This window comes from Streptomyces cathayae (assembly GCF_029760955.1).
Taxonomy (GTDB): domain Bacteria; phylum Actinomycetota; class Actinomycetes; order Streptomycetales; family Streptomycetaceae; genus Streptomyces; species Streptomyces cathayae.
The window spans coordinates 6,626,911-6,647,500 of the sequence record NZ_CP121682.1 but is presented as its reverse complement, the minus strand read 5'-3'; the positions used below and the strand labels follow the sequence as shown (position 1 = coordinate 6,647,500).

The 20,590-nt window shown below is 72.6% G+C and carries 12 protein-coding genes (1 of these 12 cut by a window edge); 3 read left to right on the top strand and 9 right to left on the bottom strand.

The annotated features are described in order from the left end of the window. A protein-coding gene (gene ptsP, locus PYS65_RS30365) for a phosphoenolpyruvate--protein phosphotransferase (protein WP_279337131.1) crosses the window boundary here: on the top strand, positions 1–658 show its 3' end. It extends 1,013 nt beyond the left edge of the window; only the last 658 of its 1,671 coding nucleotides appear in the window; its start codon lies beyond the left edge, outside the window; it ends in the stop codon at positions 656–658. 120 nt (positions 659–778) lie between these two features. On the opposite strand, the gene PYS65_RS30360 is transcribed toward ptsP, so the two are convergent. Continuing rightward, the gene (locus tag PYS65_RS30360) at positions 779–1,669 is read right to left on the bottom strand and encodes a hypothetical protein (RefSeq protein WP_279337130.1); all 891 of its coding nucleotides are present in this window, start codon (positions 1,667–1,669) and stop codon (positions 779–781) included. Between the two features lie 126 nt (positions 1,670–1,795). After that, positions 1,796–3,772, bottom strand: coding sequence for an acetoacetate--CoA ligase (locus PYS65_RS30355; protein ID WP_279337129.1), 1,977 nt, complete (start codon positions 3,770–3,772; stop codon positions 1,796–1,798). A 211-nt stretch (positions 3,773–3,983) separates the two neighbouring features. Here PYS65_RS30355 and PYS65_RS30350 point away from each other — a divergent pair, with 211 nt between their 5' ends. Further along, complete coding sequence (locus PYS65_RS30350; protein ID WP_279337127.1) at positions 3,984–6,344, top strand: glycoside hydrolase family 31 protein; 2,361 nt, start codon at positions 3,984–3,986, stop codon at positions 6,342–6,344. Positions 6,345–6,366: 22 nt separating this feature from the next. Here PYS65_RS30350 and PYS65_RS30345 read toward each other — a convergent pair whose 3' ends face one another. The 6 genes from PYS65_RS30345 to PYS65_RS30320 form a co-directional block, all read right to left on the bottom strand. Further along, positions 6,367–6,909: an NUDIX domain-containing protein gene (locus tag PYS65_RS30345; protein WP_279337126.1), complete on the bottom strand. Its 543-nt coding sequence runs from the start codon at positions 6,907–6,909 to the stop codon at positions 6,367–6,369. 116 nt (positions 6,910–7,025) lie between these two features. After that, positions 7,026–7,631: a GTP-binding protein gene (locus PYS65_RS30340; protein ID WP_279337125.1), complete on the bottom strand. Its 606-nt coding sequence runs from the start codon at positions 7,629–7,631 to the stop codon at positions 7,026–7,028. Beyond that, entirely contained in the window at positions 7,612–11,298 is a 3,687-nt protein-coding gene (locus PYS65_RS30335) for a hydantoinase B/oxoprolinase family protein (protein ID WP_279337124.1), read from the bottom strand. The genes PYS65_RS30340 and PYS65_RS30335 overlap by 20 nt, the downstream gene beginning before the upstream one ends. Positions 11,299–11,322: 24 nt before the next feature. Continuing rightward, entirely contained in the window at positions 11,323–11,718 is a 396-nt protein-coding gene (locus tag PYS65_RS30330; RefSeq protein WP_279337123.1) for a DUF742 domain-containing protein, read from the bottom strand. A 9-nt stretch (positions 11,719–11,727) separates the two neighbouring features. Beyond that, positions 11,728–12,162 carry a roadblock/LC7 domain-containing protein gene (locus PYS65_RS30325; RefSeq protein WP_279337122.1) on the bottom strand — a complete coding sequence of 145 codons (435 nt, stop codon included), beginning with the start codon at positions 12,160–12,162 and terminating at the stop codon, positions 11,728–11,730. A gap of 12 nt (positions 12,163–12,174) precedes the next feature. Next, positions 12,175–14,877, bottom strand: a complete 2,703-nt coding sequence (locus tag PYS65_RS30320; RefSeq protein WP_279337121.1) for a nitrate- and nitrite sensing domain-containing protein — start codon at positions 14,875–14,877, stop codon at positions 12,175–12,177. Between the two features lie 417 nt (positions 14,878–15,294). Here PYS65_RS30320 and PYS65_RS30315 point away from each other — a divergent pair, with 417 nt between their 5' ends. Continuing rightward, positions 15,295–15,885: a hypothetical protein gene (locus PYS65_RS30315; protein ID WP_279337120.1), complete on the top strand. Its 591-nt coding sequence runs from the start codon at positions 15,295–15,297 to the stop codon at positions 15,883–15,885. 45 nt (positions 15,886–15,930) lie between these two features. On the opposite strand, the gene PYS65_RS30310 is transcribed toward PYS65_RS30315, so the two are convergent. Further along, positions 15,931–20,565, bottom strand: a complete 4,635-nt coding sequence (locus tag PYS65_RS30310; protein WP_279337119.1) for a hypothetical protein — start codon at positions 20,563–20,565, stop codon at positions 15,931–15,933. Positions 20,566–20,590 lie beyond the last annotated feature (25 nt).

Sequence of the window (20,590 nt, the reverse complement as noted above, 5' to 3'; positions counted from 1 at the left end):
CACCCCGGCCGATGAGCCGAACCCGGCGCTGGGTGTGCGTGGTCTGCGGTCGCTGCTCGACCACCCGGAGGTACTGCGTACCCAGCTGTCGGCGCTGGCCAAGGCCGCGGAGGGGTTGTCCGTCCAGCTCGAGGTGATGGCCCCGATGGTGGCGGACCGTACCGACGCCAAGGCTTTCGCCGACGCGTGCCGTGAGGCGGGCCTGCGTGCGAAGTTCGGTGCGATGGTCGAGATTCCGTCGGCCGCGTTGCGTGCGCGCTCGATCCTGCAGGAGGTCGAGTTCCTTTCCCTGGGGACGAATGACCTCGCGCAGTACACGTTCGCCGCGGACCGTCAGGTGGGCGCGGTGTCCCGGCTGCAGGATCCGTGGCAGCCCGCGCTGCTCGACCTGGTGGCGCTGTCCGCCGAGGCGGCGAAGGCCGAGGGCAAGAGCTGCGGTGTCTGCGGTGAGGCCGCTTCCGACCCGCTGCTCGCTTCGGTGCTGACCGGTCTGGGTGTCACCTCCCTCTCCATGGGCGCGGCGTCCATCCCTTATGTACGGGCGGCGCTGGCGAAGTTCACGCTGGCTCAGTGCGAGCGGGCCGCGGCGGCGGCTCGCGCGACCGACAGCGCCGAAGAGGCCCGCAGGGCCGCTCAGGCAGTGCTGTCGGGCGAGTAGCCGGCCGGGCAGGCAGGTAGATCGGCCGGCCCGCTCTTCGTGAGGGGCGCTCCAGGTGCTGGGGCGCCCCTTTTCCTTCCCTCCGATCCTCCGATCCCCTTTTGCGTTTTCCGTTCGTGTTCAGTGGCGGTGGGTCGGGCCCGGGCTCCCGTCCGCGAGGTCGGGCGGCTCGCAGTAGTCGACGTTGGACTCGGGTGAGATGAGGTCTCCGGATTCCACGTCGGTGCAGTAGGCGTCGAAGACCTCTCCCGCGGTGAGGGGTTCGAGGCCGTGGGCGCGCAGCCGCCAGCCGTGGATGCGGTCGGCGGTGCCTGGTGCGGTGGTCCGCATGACGAGTCCGCCCGGGCTGCCGGTGGCGAGGCCGACTGCCAGCACCGTGGTGAATTCGAGGAGCTCGGCGTCGTCCAGCTCCATATGTCCGTCGTTGTCGTCGGCGTGCAGGACGGCGACCAAGGTCTGGGGCGGTCCGGAGACACTGCAGACGAGGTGCCGGTTGCCGGGTCCCGCGGTGTCGAGGATGCGGACGATCAGCTGGGAGGCGCGGGCGAAGGCCTCGCGGCCCAGGTCCTCACCACACGAGGCGCAGGCGCCGAGGCGGGCGAGGAGGGTGGTCGCGTACTCCCAGGTCGCCCGGCGGACCGCCTCGTCGACGAGGGCGGGCAGGAGGTCGGCCAACGGCTGTCCCTCGTAGGGGACGGTGGGTCCGGTGGCCGCGAGTTCGGCGGTGAAGCGGGTGCGGCTGGTGCGGCGGTCGGGGTCGAGGCCCGAGCGCGCGCAGAATGCCGCGTACTCCTCGGGGTCGAAGAGGGCCAGTGTCGTGTGGTCGCCCTGCAGGGCACGTGTCCTGAGGACGGCCTCCATCTGTTCGAGGTACACGGCGTGGTCGTCGAAGACGAAGCTTCGGTAGTGCCGCATGGCACGGAAGTCGTGCTCGTCCGTCAGCACCCCGATGGTGCCCGCGATTTCCCGGCGCAGGACACGTCGGACGGTTCGGTGGTCGGTGTACGTCATGTCTCCCCCTGCACAGTCGATCAGTACTCACTCACAGTAACCGGGAGCACTGACAGCGGCGTACGGCGGTGACGGTGGGTGGCGACGGGCCGGCCGGGTGACCGGCCGGTCCTCGTCCGGGGAGGGTCAGGTGCGTCGGCGGGCCAGGTCCTCGTAGAACGTGAGCAGGGCCAGGTCGTCGACGGACCCCGGGTTGACCGCCTTCTCCAGCGGCGTGCCCTGGAGGAGGCGTTTGACCGGGACCTCGATGCGCTTGCCGGTCAGGGTGTGCGGCACCCCGGGGACCTCGATGATCTCGTCCGGGACGTGGCGTGGCGACAGTTGCTCACGGATGGTCCGCCGGATGAGTCCCTTCAGGTCCTCGTCGAGCACGGTGCCCGGTGTCAGGTGCACGAACAGGGGCATCCAGTAGCCGCCGTCGGGCTGTTCGACGCCGATGACGAGGGATTCCTTGATCTGAGGAAGACGTTCGACGGCCTCGTAGATGTCCGCCGATCCCATGCGGACGCCCTGGCGGTTGAGCGTGGAGTCGGAGCGGCCGTGGATGACGACGGAACCGCGCGAGGTGAGGGTGATCCAGTCGCCGTGCCGCCACACGCCGGGGTAGGTGTCGAAGTAACTGTCGTGGTAGCGGCTGCCGTCGGGGTCGTTCCAGAAGTGGATCGGCATGGACGGCATCGGGTGGGTGACCACGAGTTCGCCGACCTCGTCGGTCAGGGGTGTGCCGCTCGGGTCCCAGGACTGCAGGTCGGTGCCCAGACCGGGTGCCTGCAGCTCGCCGATGTACACGGGGAGGGTGGGTACGGCTCCCGCGAAGCAGGAGCAGACGTCCGTACCGCCGCTGACGGAGGCGATCCACAGGTCGGCCCCGCTCTCGGCGAACTCGTCGTGCAGCCAGCGGAAGCCGTCGGGCGGCAGGGGGGAGCCGGTGGTGGCGACGCACTGCACCGCGGAGAGGTCGAAGTCGCGGGCGGGGTGCACGTCGGCCTTGCGGCAGGCCATGACGTACGCGGCGGAGGTGCCGTAGAAGGTGGCGCCGGTGCGTTCGGCGATCCGCCACTGGGCGCCCGTGTCCGGGTAGCCGGGACTGCCGTCGTACAGGACGATCGTCGTTCCGGTGAGGAGGCCGGAGACGAGGAAGTTCCACATCATCCAGCCGGTCGACGTGTACCAGAAGAAACGGTCCTCCGGACCCAGGTCGCAGTGCAGTCCGAGCTGCTTGAGGTGTTCGACCAGGATGCCGCCCTGGGACTGGACGATCGCCTTCGGCAGTCCGGTGGTACCGGACGAGTAGAGCACCCACAACGGATGCTCGAAAGGCACCTGCTCGAAGACCGGTTCGGTGTCCGCGGAGGTCAGGGCCGACCAGTCCAGCGCTCCGTCGGGGGCGTCGGTCCCGAGCAGGGGGATGTGCACGACCGCACGCAGGGTGGGCAGTTCACGGCGGAGTTCGGCGACGACGTCGCGGCGGTCGTGCTCCTTTCCGCCGTAGCGGTATCCGTCGACGGTGAACAGGACGACCGGTTCGACCTGCTGGAAACGGTCGAGCACGCTGCGGGCGCCGAAATCGGGTGCGCAGGAGGTCCACACGCCGCCCACCGCCGCGGTGGCCAGGAAGGCGACGACGGCCTGCGGGATGTTGGGGAGGTAGCCGCTGACGCGGTCTCCGGGACGTACGCCCAGGGCGCGCAGCTCGGCGGCGAGGGAGCCGACCCGGCGGCGCAGCTCGGCCCAGGTGACGGGCCTGGGGTCATGGGTCTCGTCGACGTGCAGGAGCGCCGGCTCGTCCGCGCGGGCGGCCGCCGCGCGGAGGGCGTGTTCGGCGTAGTTGAGGGTGGCACCGGGGAACCACTGGGCGCCGGGCATCGAGCGGTCGCCCAGCACGCGTGCGTAGGGGGTCGAGAAGCGGACGTCGAACCACTCCGTGACGGCCTTCCAGAAGGTTTCCGGCTCGTCCACGGACCAGCGGTGCAGTGCCGCGTAACCGCCCTCGGCGGGGGCACCGTGCCGCTCGGCGGCCCATGCCTGGAACGTGGTGATCCTGGCCCGGGCGATGCGCTGTGGATCAGGCTGCCAGAGCGGCTGGGGGTTCTCGGTCGACATGGTCGGCTCCCGGACTGTGCGCGTCGTGTGCGTCCTGCGCGCACGGGCTGGGGTGTGCGCGTGACGCGGCTGACAGGAACGATGCCATGTGATCGTCTTCGGAACCAGGGTGCGCCCCCGCGACCCGTGTCGTGAAGATGTGACCCGATCATGGGTGAACGGCAGTTGAACGACACCCGTGTGACGTGCACGCAATGGCAGGGTGAGCACCATGGACGGTCGTGGCCTGGTGCGTTCGGTGAGATCGGTCGGTTCGGTGGGCGCGGCACGGGGGTTGCGTACCGTACGGGCGGCGTGGCGCAGGCGACGGGCCGACGCCGCCGGGCTGCCGCCCCGGGGGACGGAGCGCGCACGGACGCCCGGACAGGTGCGGGAGGTGGAGCCCGGGCCCGGGGGCGGTGTCGTCCGGTTCAGCCGCTCCGAGCTGCGGATCCTCGTCGCCGTGAACGGCGCCGTCTTCTGCGGCTGGGACGGGGCAGCTCCCGAGCCGTCGTACGCGCTGGCCGGCCGCTGTCCCGATCCGGATCCGCGGGCGGTGCTGGAGCCTGACACGGACGGCGGCTGGCGTGTGGTCGCCGAGCGGGTGACGGTCGCCGTCTCACGGCTCGGCTCGGTGGAGGTGCTCACCCCGGGAGGCGTGGTGCTGCGGCGTGATCTGCCGCCGCGCTGGTGGGAGCCGACAGGAGGGGGCACCGCGCGCTGGATGCAGCGGTCGGAGGTGCGGGCGGACGCCCGGTTCTTCGGGCTCGGGGGGCGCGCTTTCGGGCCGGGGCTGCGGGACGGCACCTACCGGTTGTGGAACACGGGCCCCGGTCGCGCTGTCGGGCCCGGTGACGATCCGCGCCCCATCACGATGCCGGTGCAGCTGGTGGTGGCCGACGCGGGCACGCATCTCGCGTTCCACGACAGTTCGTGGGACGGCACGGTGACCCTGCGGGAGGGCGCGGAGGGCGCCGGCTCCGGGCACGACCGGACCGGGACGAGCACGCTGCGGATGGACGGGGGCCCGCTGCGCTGCTGGGTGATGGTGGGCACCCCCGCACGGGTGCTGCTCGCCTGGGGTTCGCTGACCGGTGCGCCCGCGCTGCCGCCCGCGTGGGCGCTCGGCCACCATCACGCGCGGTGGGGCCGGGGCGGCGAGCAGGAGGTGCGGCGGACCGTCGCCCGCTACCGGGAGCACGGGTTGCCGCTCGACGCCGTCCATCTGGGCGTCGACCACCACGACGCGCACCGGGTGTTCACCGTCGACCGGGAGCGGTTCCCGAGGCTGCCGGCGCTCGCCGACGAGCTGCGGCGGGACGGGATCCGGCTGGTGTCGGCCATCGGCCCGGCGGTCGCCGCCGAGGGCGGCGACGCCGTGCACGACTCGGGTGCGGCGCAGGAGGCGTTCGTGCGGGGCGCCTCGGGAGAGGTCGTTCAGGGCGTCTCCTGGTCCGGAGACGTGGTGTTCCCGGACTTCACCCACGCGCGCGTGCGCCGGTGGTGGGGCGGTCTGTACACGGAGCGGCTGGAGCAGGGTTTCGCGGGTTTCTGGCACGACCTGAACGAGCCGACGTCGTTCACCGCGTTCGGGGAGCCGACGCTTCCCCGTTCGGCACGGCACGCCCTGGACGGGCGGGGCGGCGATCATCGTGAGGCGCACAACGTGTACGCGCTGTGCATGGCCAGGGCGGCCTACGAGGGGCTGCGGACGCTGGTGCCGCAGGAGCGGCCGTTCGTGTTCTCGCGTTCGGGGTGGGCCGGGATGCAGCGCTACGGAGGGACGTGGTCGGGGGAGGTGGCCACAGGCTGGCCCGGGCTGCGGGCCTCCCTCGCCCTGGTGATGGGGCTCGGGTTGTGCGGTGTCCCGTATGCGGGGCCGGACGTCGGCGGGGTCGACGGGGACGCGTCCGCAGAGCTGTATCTGCGGTGGCTCCAGCTGGGTGCCCATCTGCCGCTGTTCCGCACGCACGCGGGGGCGGGGAACAGGGAGCCGTGGGAGTTCGGTGCCGAGGTGGTGCGGCACGCGCGCGCGGCCCTCGTCGGGCGTCGCCGGCTGCAACCGTACTTCGTGACGCTGGCCCATCTGGCCCGGCACACCGGGGCTCCCTGTGTGCGGCCGCTGTGGTGGTCGGCGCCGGAGGAGCGCGCGTTGCGCGACTGCGGGGACACCTTCCTGCTCGGTGACTGTCTGCTGGTGGCACCGGTGCTGGTGCCGGGGGTGGAACGGCGTACGGTGCGGCTGCCCGGCGGGCGTTGGTACGAGTCGGCTACGGGACGGGCGTACGACGGGCCCGCCCAGGTGCTGGTCGACGCGCCCCTGGACCGCATTCCGGTGTTCGCCCGTGCGGGCGCCGTGATTCCCGTGCGCGGGCAGGACGGGGGGCTGGAGCTGGAGGTGTGGGCGCCCGTGCGGGGGCGGACCGGGGGCGGGACGGTCGTCGCGGATGTCGGCGACGGCTGGGAGGAGCCGGAGATCGAGCGGTACGGCGTCCGCTGGGCGGGAGCCCGGATCGTCGTCGAGCGGGAGGGGAAGGGCGGCGCCCGCGAGTCGCCCTACCCGGTGCGGGTGCGCGGGCTCGGGCCGCGCTGAGCCGTGCCGGGGCGGGCCGACGTCAGATGTACCGGCCCTCGAACCAGGCCCGCGCGGCCCGCGTGTGCAGCGGGAAGGCGAGCTCCTCCGCGCGGCGCAGCAGGTGCCGGCCTTCCGTCTCGTCCGTGGCGGCGAAGGCCGGCAGGCCTTCCGCGGGACGTTCCGGGAGAAGACCGAACAGCAGGAGGTGTCCGTCGGGCGCACTCATGGCGTCCGCGAGCCGCACCTCCCGGCTCGTCGCGTCGATGCCGGTCTCCTCACGGAGTTCGCGTACGACGGCCTGGCGCCAGTCCTCCCGGTCGTCGATGTACCCGCCGGGCAGGGCCGTGCCTCCGCGCGCGGGGGCGATGGAGCGGGTGATGACGACCAGGGCGGTGCCCTTCGCGTCGTACACGGGCTGGAGGGCGACCGCGACCGGCAGCGGGTTGCGATAGGCGACGGCACCGCATGCCGGGCAGCGCCGGGGCCAGCCGGAGACGCCCGCGCCGAAGGACGTGCCGCAGCTCGAACAGTGGGAGTCCGGCACGGGGGCGAGGTCCGGGCCGGGGGTTCGGTTTCTGGGCACGGGCGGACTGTAGCCGATCACGGCGGGGGTGTCTTCGGAGTGTCTCGAGGAGCAGCCCGTCGGCCCGTTGTCCCCCCCCCTGTGTGCGGGAGGTACGGGACACGTCCGGGTGCGCTTCAGACGGTGACGGTCCGGCGGCGCTGGGCCGCCTGTGCCATGGCGTGCTGGACGACACCGATGAGCACTTCCTTGACCGACTCGCGGTCCCGGGCGTCGCCCATCACGAGCGGTACGTGCGCGTCGAGGTCGAGGGCCCGTCGGACGTCCTCGACCGGGTGACGCGGGGCTCCCTCGAAGCAGTTGACGCCGACGAGGAACGGTATGGAGCGCCGCTCGAAGTAGTCGACGGCCGCGAAGCAGTCCTCCAGCCGCCGGGTGTCGGCGAGCACCACAGCCCCGAGGGCACCCTCGGCCAGCTCGTCCCACATGAACCAGAACCGCTCCTGGCCGGGAGTCCCGAAGAGGTACAGCACCAGATCCTCGCGGAGCGTGATGCGGCCGAAGTCCATGGCCACGGTGGTGGTGTTCTTCGCCTCCACACCACTGAGGTCGTCGACCGGGCGTCCCGCCTCGGTGAGCAGTTCCTCGGTGCGCAGCGGCCTGATCTCGCTGACCGCTCCGACGAGCGTGGTCTTGCCCACGCCGAAGCCACCGGCCACCAGGATCTTGAGCGTGACGGGCTCGACCGGGGGTTTGCCGCGCTCAGAACGCCCGAAGATCATCGTTCTTCTCTCCTGCTCGGTGGGGGTCGGGCGGTGGACCGTATCCTCCGCCGCCGGGGGTTTCGATGACGAGTACGTCGCCGGCGCGGACGTCCGCCGAGTCGCTTCCGCCGAGTTCGGTGACGCTGCCGTCCGCGTGGTCGACCCGGTTGGCACCGGGCGCACCGGGCGCACCGCCCGCCATGCCGTACGGAGGGACCCTGCGGTGCTGGGACAGCGTGGAGACGGTCATGGGTTCCAGGAACCGGATGCGGCGGACCGCTCCGTCCCCGCCGCGCCACCGTCCCTCGCCGCCGCTGCCCGCGCGCACGGCGAACTCCTCGAGGCGGACGGGCAGCCGCCACTCCAGGACCTCGGGGTCGGTGAGCCGCGAGTTGGTCATGTGGGTCTGCACGACGGACGCTCCGGGGAAGCCCTCTCCGGCGCCCGAGCCGGAGGCGACGGTCTCGTAGTACTGGTGGCGGGCATTGCCGAAGGTGACGTTGTTCATGGTGCCGGAGCCCTCGGCCTGGATGCCGAGCGCCGCGTAGAGGGCACCGGTGATGCTCTGGGAGGTCTCCACGTTGCCCGCGACGACGGCTGCCGGGGGCCGGGGCGCCAGCATGGAGCCGGGCGGCACGATGATGCGCAGCGGGCGCAGGCAGCCGTCGTTGAGCGGGATGTCGTCGGCGACCAGGGTCCGGAAGACGTAGAGGACGGCCGCGTTGACGACGGAGAAGGGTGCGTTGAAGTTGGTGGGGAGCTGTGCCGTGGTGCCGGTGAAGTCGATGGTCGCGGAGCGGTTCTCTCGGTCGACGCGCACGCTCACGCGGATGGCGGCGCCCGAGTCGGTTTCGTAGGTGTACTCGCCGTCGTCGAGGGCGTCGATGACGCGCCGTACCGCGTCCTCGGCGTTGTCCTGGACGTGCCGCATGTACGCCTGGACCACGTCGAGGCCGAAGTTCTCGATCATGCGGCCGACCTCGTCGACGCCCTTCCGGTTGGCGGCGATCTGGGCGCGCAGGTCGGCGAGGTTGGTCTGCGGGTTGCGGGAGGGATACCGCGCTCCGGTCAGGAGGCCGAGTGTCTCCCGCTCGCGGAACCGGCCGTTCTCGGCGAGGAGCCAGTTGTCGAAGAGGACGCCCTCCTCGTCGATGGTGCGGCTGTCGGCGGGCATGGAACCCGGGGCGATGCCACCGATCTCTGCGTGATGGCCTCGCGAGGCGACGTGGAAGAGGACCCTCCGGTCGCCCTCCGTGGGGTCACCGTCCACGGTGGCGGGGGGCGCGGTGTCGAAGACCGGGGTGATCACGGTGACGTCGGGGAGATGAGTGCCGCCGTGGTACGGGTCGTTCACGGCGTAGGTGTCGCCCGGGCGCATGGTGGCACCGCGCCGCCGGATGACCTCCTTGACGCCGGTGCCCATCGATCCCAGGTGGACGGGGATGTGGGGGGCGTTGGCCACCAGGTTCCCGTCCGGGTCGAAGAGGGCGCAGGAGAAGTCCAGGCGCTCCTTGATGTTGACGGACTGGGCGGTGGACTCGAGGCGGGCGCCCATCTGTTCGGCGATGGACATGAAGAGGTTGTTGAAGACCTCGAGCAGAACCGGGTCCACTTCCGTGTCCAGGTCGGAACTCTGCGTCACCGCGACGCGTTCCATGACCAGATGCCCGTGCTCGGTCGGCGAGGCCCGCCAGCCTTCGTCGACGACGGTCGTGGAGCCGGCCTCGGTGACGATCGCCGGGCCGGAGACGGTCTCGCCGGGAGGAAGGTCCTCCCGGCGGTGGAGGGGGACGTCGCGCCAGGTGCCGCCGGTGTGGAGGCGGACGGGTCGCGCGGTGGCGGGGCGGCCCCGGTAGGGGGCGAGGGTGGAGAGATCGGGGGGGTCGGTGATGCCGGTGGCTTCGACGGAGAGGGACTCCACGACGATCGGGCGGTCGAGCGTGAAGGAGTACGTGGCGCGATGACGTTCTTCGAAGGCGCTGCGCATGGTGTCGGCGTCGGTCAGTTCGACGGTGAGGGCGGTGTCGGTGCCGTCGTAGCGGAGTTGGGCGCGACGGGTGACCTCGATCCGGTCCTCGGGGACGTCCTCGGCGAGGAGTTCGGCGCGGGCCGCCGCTTCGAGGTCGTCCGCGGTCCGGTGGACGCCGGGCATCGCGGCGGGCTCCAGGGGTGCTTCGGTGGAGCGTTCGCGCATGGCCGTGGTGTCGGCGAGGCCGATGCCGAGTGCGGAGAGGACACCGGCCGCGGGTGGCACGAGGACGGTGCGGATACCGAGGGAGTCGGCGACCATGCACGCGTGCTGTCCGCCCGCACCGCCGAAGGTGGTGAGGGCGTAGCGGGTGATGTCGTGGCCCTTCTGGACGGAGATCCGCTTCACCGCGGCGGCGATGTTGGCGACGGCGATCCGCAGATAGCCCTCGGCGACCTGTTCCGGGGTGCGGTCGTCGCCGGTCCGTTCGCGGATCTCACGCGCGAGGGTGGTGAAGCGGTTCCGGACGAGTTCGGTGTCGAGGGGCTGGTCGCCGTTCGGGCCGAAGACCGCCGGGAAGTGGTCGGGCTGGATGCGGCCGAGCATGACGTTGGCGTCGGTGACGGCGAGCGGGCCGCCGGCCCGGTAGCAGGCGGGGCCGGGGTCGGCGCCCGCCGAGTCGGGCCCCACACGGTAGCGGGAGCCGTCGAAGTGGAGGACCGAGCCGCCGCCGGCGGCGACCGTGTGGATGTCCAGCATGGGCGCGCGCAGCCGTACGCCGGAGATCCGGGTGGTGAAGACGCGTTCGTACTCCCCCGCGAAGTGCGAGACGTCGGTGGAGGTTCCGCCCATGTCGAAGCCGATGACCCGGTCGTGGCCGGCGAGCTGCGACATGCGGGCCATCCCGACGATGCCGCCGGCCGGACCGGACAGGATGGCGTCCTTGCCGCGGAACTGCGCCGCTTCGGCGAGGCCTCCGTTGGACTGCATGAACATCAGCCGTACCCCGTCGAGTTCGTCGGCCACGTGCTGCACGTAGCGGCGCAGCACGGGCGAGAGGTAGGCGTCGACGACGGCCGTGTCCCCGCGCGGGACGAGTCGCATCAGAGGGCTGACCTCGCTGGACAGCGAGATCTGCGGGAAGCCGATACGGGCGGCGAGTTCCCCGATCGCCTGCTCGTGGGCGGGGTGGCGATGGCTGTGCAGGCAGACCACGGCGACGGCCCGGATGCCGTCGGCGTGGGCCCGGCGCAGCGGCCCGCTCAGGGAGTCCAGGTCCGGGGCCCGCAGGACGGTGCCGTCGGCGGCGATGCGTTCGTCCACCTCGAGGACCCGTTCGTACAGCAGCTCGGGCAGTTCGATGCGACGGGCGAAGAGGGCGGGGCGGTTCTGGTAGGCGATGCGCAGGGCGTCCCGGAAGCCGCGGGTGACGACCAGGAGGGTGCGTTCGCCCGTGCGCTCGAGGAGGGCGTTGGTGGCGACCGTGGTACCCATGCGTACGGATTCGACGGGTTCGCCGGAGCCGGCCAGCAGTTCGCGGATGCCCGCGACCGCCGCGTCGGTGGCGGTGGCCGCCCCGCCGGGGCGACGCCGGGAGGGCGCGAGGGCCGGGTTGTCCGAGAGGAGTTTGCGGGTGAGCAGTGACCCGTCCGGGCGGCGCGCGACGATGTCGGTGAAGGTGCCGCCTCGGTCCACCCAGAACTGCCAGCCTGCCATGTCAGTACCCCGCTTCCGCGCCGCTCACAGCGCTCGGAGGCCGTTGATCACATCGCGCAGAATACTCTCGTCCGGCAGTTCGGCGGGGGGAACCGGCCGGTTCACGTGGACGGATTCGAGGTCGACGAGATCTCCGACGAGGACGCGTACCACTCCGACGGGCAGGTCGAGTTCCGCGGCGAGTTCGGCGACGGTCTGCGGCGTGTCACGGCACAGCCCGACGATGTCCACGTGTTCCGGGGAGAGGGTGGGGTCCGCTTCGGGATCGTCCGCTTCGGGTTCGGCGACGACCACCGCGATCAGGTCGAGGCGGTGCTGGGCCGCACTCGAGGTGCGGCCCCGCGTCATGGCATACGGACGGACGACCGGTCCGGCCTCCTCGTCGAACCAGTGGCTTCTTCCCTCGCCGTCAGCACTCATGCCATCCCACTACCCACCCGGAGGCAGATCGGTGCGTGGTTCGGCGTCCAGATGCGGGCCGACCCGCTTCACCAGAAGGGTCATCTCGTAGGCGACCTGTCCGACGTCCGAGTCGGCGTCGGCGAGGACGGCGAGACAGCTGCCGTCTCCGGCGGCCGTGACGAACAGGAAGGCCTCGTCGAGTTCGACGACGGTCTGTCGGACACCGCCTGCCTCGAAGTGGCGGCCCACCCCCTTGGCGAGGCTGTGGAACCCGGAGGCCACGGCGGCGAGGTGCTCGCTGTCCTCGCGGGTCAGTCCCCCGGACGCCCCCGTGGCGAGGCCGTCGCCGGAGAGCACGACGGCCTTCCGTATGCTCGCGACGCGGTCCACCAGGTCGTCGAGGAGCCAGTTCAGCTCCCCCTTGCCGCCTTCGGCGTGGCCGGTCGTGTTCGGTGCGGTCATCGACCGTCCCCCTCAGTCGTTCTTGGTCGTTCCTCGTGGTGCTGTCCCGCCGGGGCCGTCGTCGGCCTCGGCGTTCTCGTCGCGGCCGCGCTGCCAGCCGCGCTGGAGCGAGGCCATGCGGCTGCGCACTTCCTCCGCGTCCCGTTCGACGGGCTGGGATCTTTCCTCGTTCCGTGGTCGCGTGCTTCGTCTGAGCTGTGGGACGAGGCTGGCCTGCCGTACCCGTCGGGGCAGCGATCCAAGGTCGGGCCGGTCGCCTGCCTCCTGTGGGGTGCTGCCGGGGCGGGACTCCGTGCTCCGTCGGCGGGCGGGCAGGGGCGGCGGTGCGGGCTCCTGCCCCGGGTGGGCAGAGGGGGTGCCGGTGTCGTGGTCCGTCCGCTCCCGGCGGACGTGCTCGTCGTCGACCGGGCGGCCGTGGGAACTGACCAGCTTGGGGACTCCCCTGCGGGGCAGCGGAGCGGGGCCGTTCGCCTGCCCGTCCCTGTCCCTGCCCCTGTCCGGTCCGTCGCGGTTCTCGGGAGCCCGCTGATGCAGCTCACGCCGAGGGCCCGGCCGCTCGTCCTCGGTGCGGCCCGAGGAGCGCCGGGGGCGGAACAGGCCGCTGTGTTCGCCGTCCTCGTCCGCCGGGGCCCCCGGGTAGTCGTCGAGGGCGTCCAGGTCGACGGGGCCCTCGAGTTCGATCGGTCCGTCCAGCAGCGAGGCGGACACTCCGGGCCGTTGTACGGGCACCTGGGACAGCGCGGGACGACGGTTCTCCCCTGGTTCCCTCTCCTTGGCGCGCCGGGGCCGGTCGAGGCGGAAGCCGGCTCCGTTGGTGTCCGGGACGTCGTCCGTCAGGAGTGCGTCCGGGATGAAGACGACCGCGGTGGTGCCGCCGTAGGGGGAGGGCTGCAGGGAGACCCGGACGTTCTGCCGCTGCGCGAGACGGCTGACCACGAACAGTCCGAGCCGGTCGGTGTCGGAGAGTTCGAACTCCGGGGTCTCGGCGAGCCGCAGGTTGGCATCCAGCAGCGCTTCGGCCGCCATGCCGAGACCGCGGTCGTGGATCTCCAGGGTGAAGCCGTTGGCCACACGCTCGCCCAGGACCTGGACGGCGGTGTGCGGTGGGGAGAACACCGTGGCGTTCTCCAGGAGTTCGGCCACCAGGTGGGTGAGGTCGGCGACGGCGGGGCCGGTGACGGCGACCCGCGGCAGTCTGCGGACCTCGATGCGCTCGTAGTCCTCGACCTCGGCGACGGCGGCGCGCACGACGTCCATGAGCTGGACCGGTTTGCGCCACTGCCGGGAGGGCGCGGCCCCGGAGAGGATGACCAGCCCCTCGGCGTGCCGGCGCATGCGGGTGGTCAGATGGTCCAGACGGAACAGGTCGGCGAGTTCCTCGGTGTCCTCGGTCCGGCGCTCCATGCTGTCCAGCAGGGTGAGCTGTTTGTGCAGCAGAACCTGGCTTCGGCGGGCGAGGTTGACGAACACCTCCGAGACCCCGGAGCGCAGTTCGGCCTGTTTGACGGCCGCCTCCACGGCCGCGCGCTGCAGGGTGTTGAGGGCCTGGCCGACCTCGCCCATCTCGTTCCTGTCGTACTCCAGGCGGGGGATCTCGGTCTCGATGTCGACCTGTTCGCCCGCCGAGAGACGGCGCATCACACTGGGCAGTCGCACGCCGGAGGCCTCATGCGCCTCGAGACGTAACTGCCGCAGATCACGGATGAGGCCGCGGCCGATGCGCACGGACAGGACGAGGGAGACGAGGACGGCGACCAGTCCGAGGACGCCGACGAGGACGGCCCAGGTGATGACGCTCATGGCGACCGGCTGGACGCGGTCCTGATAGCGGTCGGTGGCCTGGTCGTCGAGGGTACCGAGTTCTTCGAGCACATGGCCGGCGGCGGTGTCCCAGCTCTTCGCGGTGACTCCGCGAGGCGGTCCGGTGCCGGAGGAGACGGCCGCCTCCTCGGCGACGCGCAGCGGAGCGGACGCCGCGTTCCTCCAGAAGCTCTCGTAGCGGCCCCGGTCCGCGGCCGGCAACTGCGGCAGAGCGATGTCGTACAGCAGCGTGCGCTGGGCCACGAGGTCGGAGACGTCGCGTACCTCTGTGCGGGACAGTGTGCCGACGACGAGGGCCGAGCCGAGCAGGGCGTCCTCGCGGGCGAGGAGTTCACGGGCGCGGCTGAGGTTGAGCAGGGCGCGGCCCTGCTCGTCCACCTCCACGTTGTCGATGCCGTCGAGGGAGGTCAGGAGGGCGTAGCAGGAGTCCACGAGAAGGTTGTACTGGTGGAGGGCCTCGGCGCGGTTCATCGTGCCCTGCTCGACGCTGCCGCGCAGGGAGTCGATGCCGTCGAACGCGTCCAGGACAGCGGTGATCCGGTCCTCGCCGCCCGTACTCAGCCCGTCGCGGACGTCGGGGGTGCCCGCGTTCTTGCGGACCTCGGCGATGGCGCCGTCGGTGGCCGTGCGGGTGGCGCGGAGCGCGGAGAGCGTGTCCGAGGCCCGCGGATCGGCGAGGTGGACGAGGGTCTGGCGGCGTTCCTGCTGGAGGACGCGGACGGTTTTCTCGATCGGGTGGCCGATGTCCTCGACCGCGGCGGAGACCCGGAACAGCTGAGTGACCGACCGTCCCGTGAATACCGTGGCGAAGCCCCAGATCGCGGTCAGGGACACCAGCGGCACGAGAAGCAGCGCCACGATCTTCCGGCGGACGGACTTCCCGCGAAAGCGCATGGCCTCCCCCAGCTCGCCCTCGGGTGACCGAGGGCACACATGTGTGTCAACAAACGGCGCGAGCCTACTACCGAGCCGCGGCCGACTCGAAGAGTTCTCCGGAATCCGAACTTCCGTACCGACGGCGGGACATGGCGAGTTGTCCCTGCATTACGGGAGATTCCATCCCGGATCGAGGGGAGGCCGGGTGCCGGCCTGCGGACCCTGATGGGTACAGTTGGCCGATTTCTTTCCTTGTCCGGGAATCTTTGCGACGTGCCGTTCGTCCTTCTCTGTGGGAGATGGGGGCGGAATCGGCCGCAGGAGCCGCGCCTCGCATCCGGGCGGCGTAAATCAGTGCAAGCCGGGCAGTCGTTGGGGAGCCGGGTCTTCGGACGCGAGCGGGCGGACTGCCGGCGGTGGGGAGTTGACACGTTGATGGGCACGGCGGAGCGGTACGAGGCGCCCGAGGGCGCCGCGGTGGCGCAGATGACGAAGCGGCCGGACACCGAGGTGCCGAACCGCGGCGCCCCCGCGGCGGAGCCCGGGACCGCGGTGGTCGGCGCCGGCCCCGGGGAACCGGCCCGCGCACCCGGTGCGGACGTCCGCTCGGAGGCAGACGCGCGCCCACGGCCGTACTACCGGCCGCTGTGGGTCGAGGAACCCGCGCGGCGGCGCCGCCTGCCGGATCCGGTGCGCACGGCGGCCGTACGGGCCGTGCTCATCGTCGCGCTGACACTGATTCAGGCCATGGTGGCCCTTCTGTGCACGCTGGCCGGGTCCTGGCTGGCCTTCCCCATGGTCATCAGCAGCGTCGTCAGCACGATCCTGGCGACCTGGGGGGTCCTCGACGTGTGGGTGACGCGCCAGGTCTGGAACCAGCGCAACGGCGTGGTGTCCTCACCCAGCAGCACCGCGCGGGCCCGGCGCCGCGAGCGGCGCCGGGCCCGTCGCAGGGAGAGGTCCGCCCAGCGTGCGCAGGCACGAATACGCCGCCGGGGCGGGACCGGTCGGCTGTCCCACTCCTGACCCGGATGGCCCGGACGGCCCGGACGCTTCGCTCAGACGGCCTGGTCAGCCGTTCGCCGGGGTGGGCCGTTTGAACATCCGGGTGGCCGTGATCTCGCTGTGCACGGCTTCCCCGTCCGTGGCTTCCTGGGGCAGGCCCGGCCGCAAGTGCTCCTCGACACTGATGTACTTCAGGCCCGCCCTCAGGTCGGCGTCGTTGCGCAGGCGGATGACCAGCGGGAACTCCGCCAGTGCCGTGGTGTCGAACAGGCCGGTGGTGTAGAGGAGCTGCACACCGAGCGCGTCGGCGACGGCCCGCTGGAGCTCCAGCAGGTAGGTGGCGTTGGCGCGGCCGATGGGGTTGTCGAGGAACAGCGTGCCGGCGTGCCGGTGCCGCTCCCGGCCCCGGTCGTTGGAGCGCAGCGCGGCCATCGTGCAGTACAGGGCGATGGCCGCGGTGAGCAGCTGCCCTCCGGAGAACACATCGCCCATCTGCCCGACGGGGACCCGCTCGGCGCGCAGCACGGCGTCCGGCTTGAGGATCTCGACGGCGACGCCCTTGGGCCGGAGGGCGGCTGCGACTCCGCGCAGCAGCAGGGACATGCCGTCGCGCCGCAGATCGGAGTTCTTGCGCACGGCCGCGCGGGTCGCCTCGTCGATGACCTCACCGAGCCGTTCGGTGAGGGTCGCCTGGTCGGGTTCCTCGAAGCGGATGCGCAGGAACTCCTGTCCGGACCACTCGCCGAGCCCTTCGGGCAGCCGGGACAGCCGCTGCGCGGAGCGCAGGGTGGCGAGCGCCGACTCGACGAGTCCTCTGAGCCGGTCCACGATCGAGTCCCGGTTGCGTTCCAGTTGTTCGAGCTCGTCGGTGAGGACCCTGAGCCGGGGCGCGAAGGCGTCCGCCCACTTGTGGGCGTGCTCGGGCAGTGCGGAAGCGGGCAGTTCGCGGATCTGCTGCCGTGCGGGGGTGCGGACCTGCTCGTAGCGGGTGGAGTTGGCGTGCCGGACGAGGATGTCGCTCGCCTCGCGCACCGCGGACTCGGTGGCGGACAGATCGGCGGCGCAGCCCCGCAGTGACCGGCGGGCTTCCGCGGCGGAGCTGCGGGCCTCCGCCAAGCTGCCCGGGTAGGGCTCGGGCCCCTCCGGTTCCTCCTCGGACGCCTGATCACGCAGCAGGTCGCGGAGCATGGCGGCGATCTCGTCGAACCCCCCGGCGGCGTCCTCCGCGGCGCGGTGCGCGTCGAGGAGTTCTCCGTGGGCCTGCCCGGTCCGGCCCAGTTCCTCCGTCCGGGAGGCCAGTTCGGCCGTGGCGGTCCGCAGCAGCGCCTGTGCGTGCTCGGCGTCACGGGGCACCGACTCCTCGGGGAGCCCGGTGTGTTCCTCGCCGTCCTCGGGCGCGAGCCGCTCCGCCTCGCCGCGCAGCCGTCCGAGTTGCTCGCTCGCACTCGACATGCGGGTCTCCAGGAGCTGCACCAGCTCCTCGGCGCGGGCCGCGGCGGCCTGGCGACTGGGACCGTCCGAACCCTCGGGCGACTGGAGCAACTGCTCCGCACGGGTGCGGACCTTGTTGCTCAGCCGGTCCAGCTCCGCGCGTGCCGCGCTCTCGTCGCTCTCGGCGCGGGCCTGCTCGGCGCGCAGGTCGGCGCCGACGCCGACCTTCTCGTAGAGCTGGGAGGCGGCCCGGTACGCCTCGCGCAGGGCGGGCAGGGAGATCTGCGGCGCCTCGGTGCCGTCCTCCGGCACGTCGTCGGGGGCGCCGGCGATCTCGGCGCGCTCGGCGCGCAGCGCCCGCGCGGTGCGCCGGGCGTCGTCGGCGGCCCGCTGCGCGCCGCGCCGGTCCTCGTCGGCGGCCCGCGCGCGCTCCAGGCAGGCCTGGGCGCCGGCCTCCGCCTCGGCGGCGTCGTCGGCCAGCTCCCGCAGTGTGGTCTGCCAGCCGCCCCGCTCGCGCAGCCGGAAGGCGAGTCCCGCGAGGGCGTCTGCGGCGCGCCGGGCCTTCTGCGCGGTCTCCTGTCGCTCGTCACGCACCCGGGCGGCCTCGGCTGCGGCCTCCTCGGCCTCCGCCCGCAGAGCGCGTGCCTCGGCGAGTTCCGCCTCGCACTCCGCCGCGAAGGCGCGGGCATCGTGCGCCGCGCGGGCCAGTTCGTCGAGCCGGCCGGGCGGGCAGCCGGTACGCCAGGAGGTGAGCCGCGCGGCCAGCTCCCGGTCCTTGGCGAGCCGCGCCGCCAGCGCACGGATCTCTTCGTCCCGCGCGGCCGCCCGGACGCGCAGCGCCTGCCGCTCCTCGTCGGCGGCGTGTTCGTCGTGCATGGCCGGGTTCGGCGGTACGAGGAAGACGTCCCCGGTGTCCGCGTCCTGCGCCGGGGCCGGCGCGAGCAGGGCGGCGGCCGTGCCGACGGCGACGGTGGACCGGGGCAGCAGGGCCGCGTCGCTCAGGGCCGCGCGGGCGCGGGTGTGGGAGTCCGGGTCGGTGATGACGACACCGTCGACCAGTTCGGGACGGGCGGCCAGCACGCGTGCGTGGTCGGCGGGGTCCACGGCCTGGGCGAGATAGCGCCAGCCGGGCAGGGCGGGGATGCCGTGCTCACCGAGGTACTCGACCGTGGCCAGCACGTCCGGGCCGGGCGGCAGCAGTCCGCCGTCTCCGAGGGCGCCGAGGATGCGGGCGTCGTCGGCGGCGGCGGTGCGCAGCTCGAACAACTGGCGTTCGGCGGAGGAGACCGCGTCGTCGAGCAGTTCGCACAGGTCGTCGGCGAAGCGGTCCAGTTCGGTGGCGGTGAGGGCGCCTTCGGCGGGGCGGCCGCCTGGTTCGGCGTCCGTGTCGGGGCGGGGCCACGGGACCGAGGAGCGGGCGTCGGTGGCGGTCAGGCCCAGCAGCTCGGCCGGCCGTTCCTCGGCGGCCAGGGCCTGTGCGGTGCGCAGTTCGCTCTCGTGGGCGCGGTCGGCCGCCGTGGCCGCGTCCGCCGCGCGGGCGGCGGTGAGTTCCGCGCGCGCCTGGGTGGCGGCGGCCTCGCGCGCGTGCTCGGTCGCCCGGCGGGCCGCCTCGCGGGCCGAGTCCCAGGCGGCGACCGCGGTCTTCTCCGCGTCGCCGGCCGCGAGGGCGGCGCGGGCCGGGTCGGCGTCGGGGGCACTGTCGTCGAGCCAGCCGGCCCGGACGGCCTCGGCGGTCTCCTGCTCGACCTCGGTGAGGCGCTGTCTGAGGTGACCGATCTCGCTGCGGGCCCGCTGTGCCCCGGTGGCGGCGGCGGTGGCGTCGCGATGGGCGGCGTCGCTGACCTCCTGGAGGGCGGCGGACCGCTCCTCCTGCTCGTTGGCGAGGTTCTCGGCGTTCTGCGCGGCGGTGTGCAGGGCGCGTACGAGGTCGACGGCGGCCTTGGCGCGGGCGGCCAGCGCGGGTGCCGCGTCCCGCTCGGCCTCCTGGATCGCGGCCGAGACCCTGGCCGCCCGGTCGGCGGCGGCGCGGTGGCGCAGCGCCGCCTCGGCGGCCTGCCACGCCGAGTACAGGGTGCGCGCGTCGGCGAGTTCCCGTTTCTGGGCGGCGGCGGACTTCTCGGCCGCGGTGAGCGCCAGGGAGGCGTGCCGGTAGGCGATCTCCGCCGAGATCAGTGCGCTGTGTTCGCGTGCCGTTCCGGCCTGGGTGACGGCGTGGGCGGCGGCGGTGACGCGCTGCGCGAGGTCGGCGGCGCGGACGCGTTCCTGGTTGCCGCGCGCGGAGAGCCTGCGGGCCAGGGTGCGGGTGCGGCGCTCGGCCGCGGTGTGGATCTCCCGCGACCGGGTACGGGCGCCGGCGGCTTCGACGATCCTGCCGAGCAGTTCGACCGACCCGGCGGTGAAGTCCCGTTCGGCGATCAGCTCGGCGCGTCGGCCCAGCTTGTTGCCGAAGCCACCGACCAGGTCGGCGAGTCCGTCGGTGTCCCGGGTGTCCGTGACGGCACGCAGCAGCAGATCGGTGAAGTCCGAGTCCTTCTTGACCGCGAAGAGGCCGGCTGCCTCGCCCTCGTCGGCGTTCATCTCCCGCTGGTAGCGGAAGAGTTCGGGGTCGAGTCCCAGGTCGCCGAGGTGCTCGGTCCAGCGCTCGTGGGTCTCCTCCCAGTGCACCTCCAGGTGCGGATACGTCCGGCCTGCCTCGGTGAGGGCGTCCCGGAAGCCCTTCATGGTGCGGCGGCGGCCCCTCGCGCCGGACTGGCCGTCGGCGGGCGGCCGTACGGCGGTGGCCTCGGCGACGGGGAGGTTGTCCAGGCCGAGTCCCGGGCCGGGCCGCAGCGAGTACCAGGCCTCGGCGAACTTCCTCGGGTCGTTGGAGACCTGGCGGCCACGCCATTCACTGGCCTTGCCGACGACGACGCACTCGCCGGTCAGCACGTGCTGCCACTCCAGCGCCACGTGTCCGCAGTCGTCGGCCAGCAGGAACTTGCGCAGCACGCCGGAACTCGCGCCGCCGAGGGTGTTGCGGTGGCCCGGGAGCATCACGGAGAAGATCAGCTTCAGCAGGACGGACTTGCCGCCGCCGTTCTCCAGGAAGAGCACCCCGGCGGGCGCGGGCCGGCGGGGCGGGCCCACCGGCTCCTCCGCGAAGAACTCCGCCTGCGTCGGCGCGGGTTCGGGCACGGTCGCGCCGACACCGCGCAGGTCGAGCACGGTGTCGGCGTAACGCGCGCCGGCGGGCCCGATGGAGTAGAGGCGGACCCGGGACAGCTCGTACATGGCGGACTCTCGAAGTCTTCGGCAG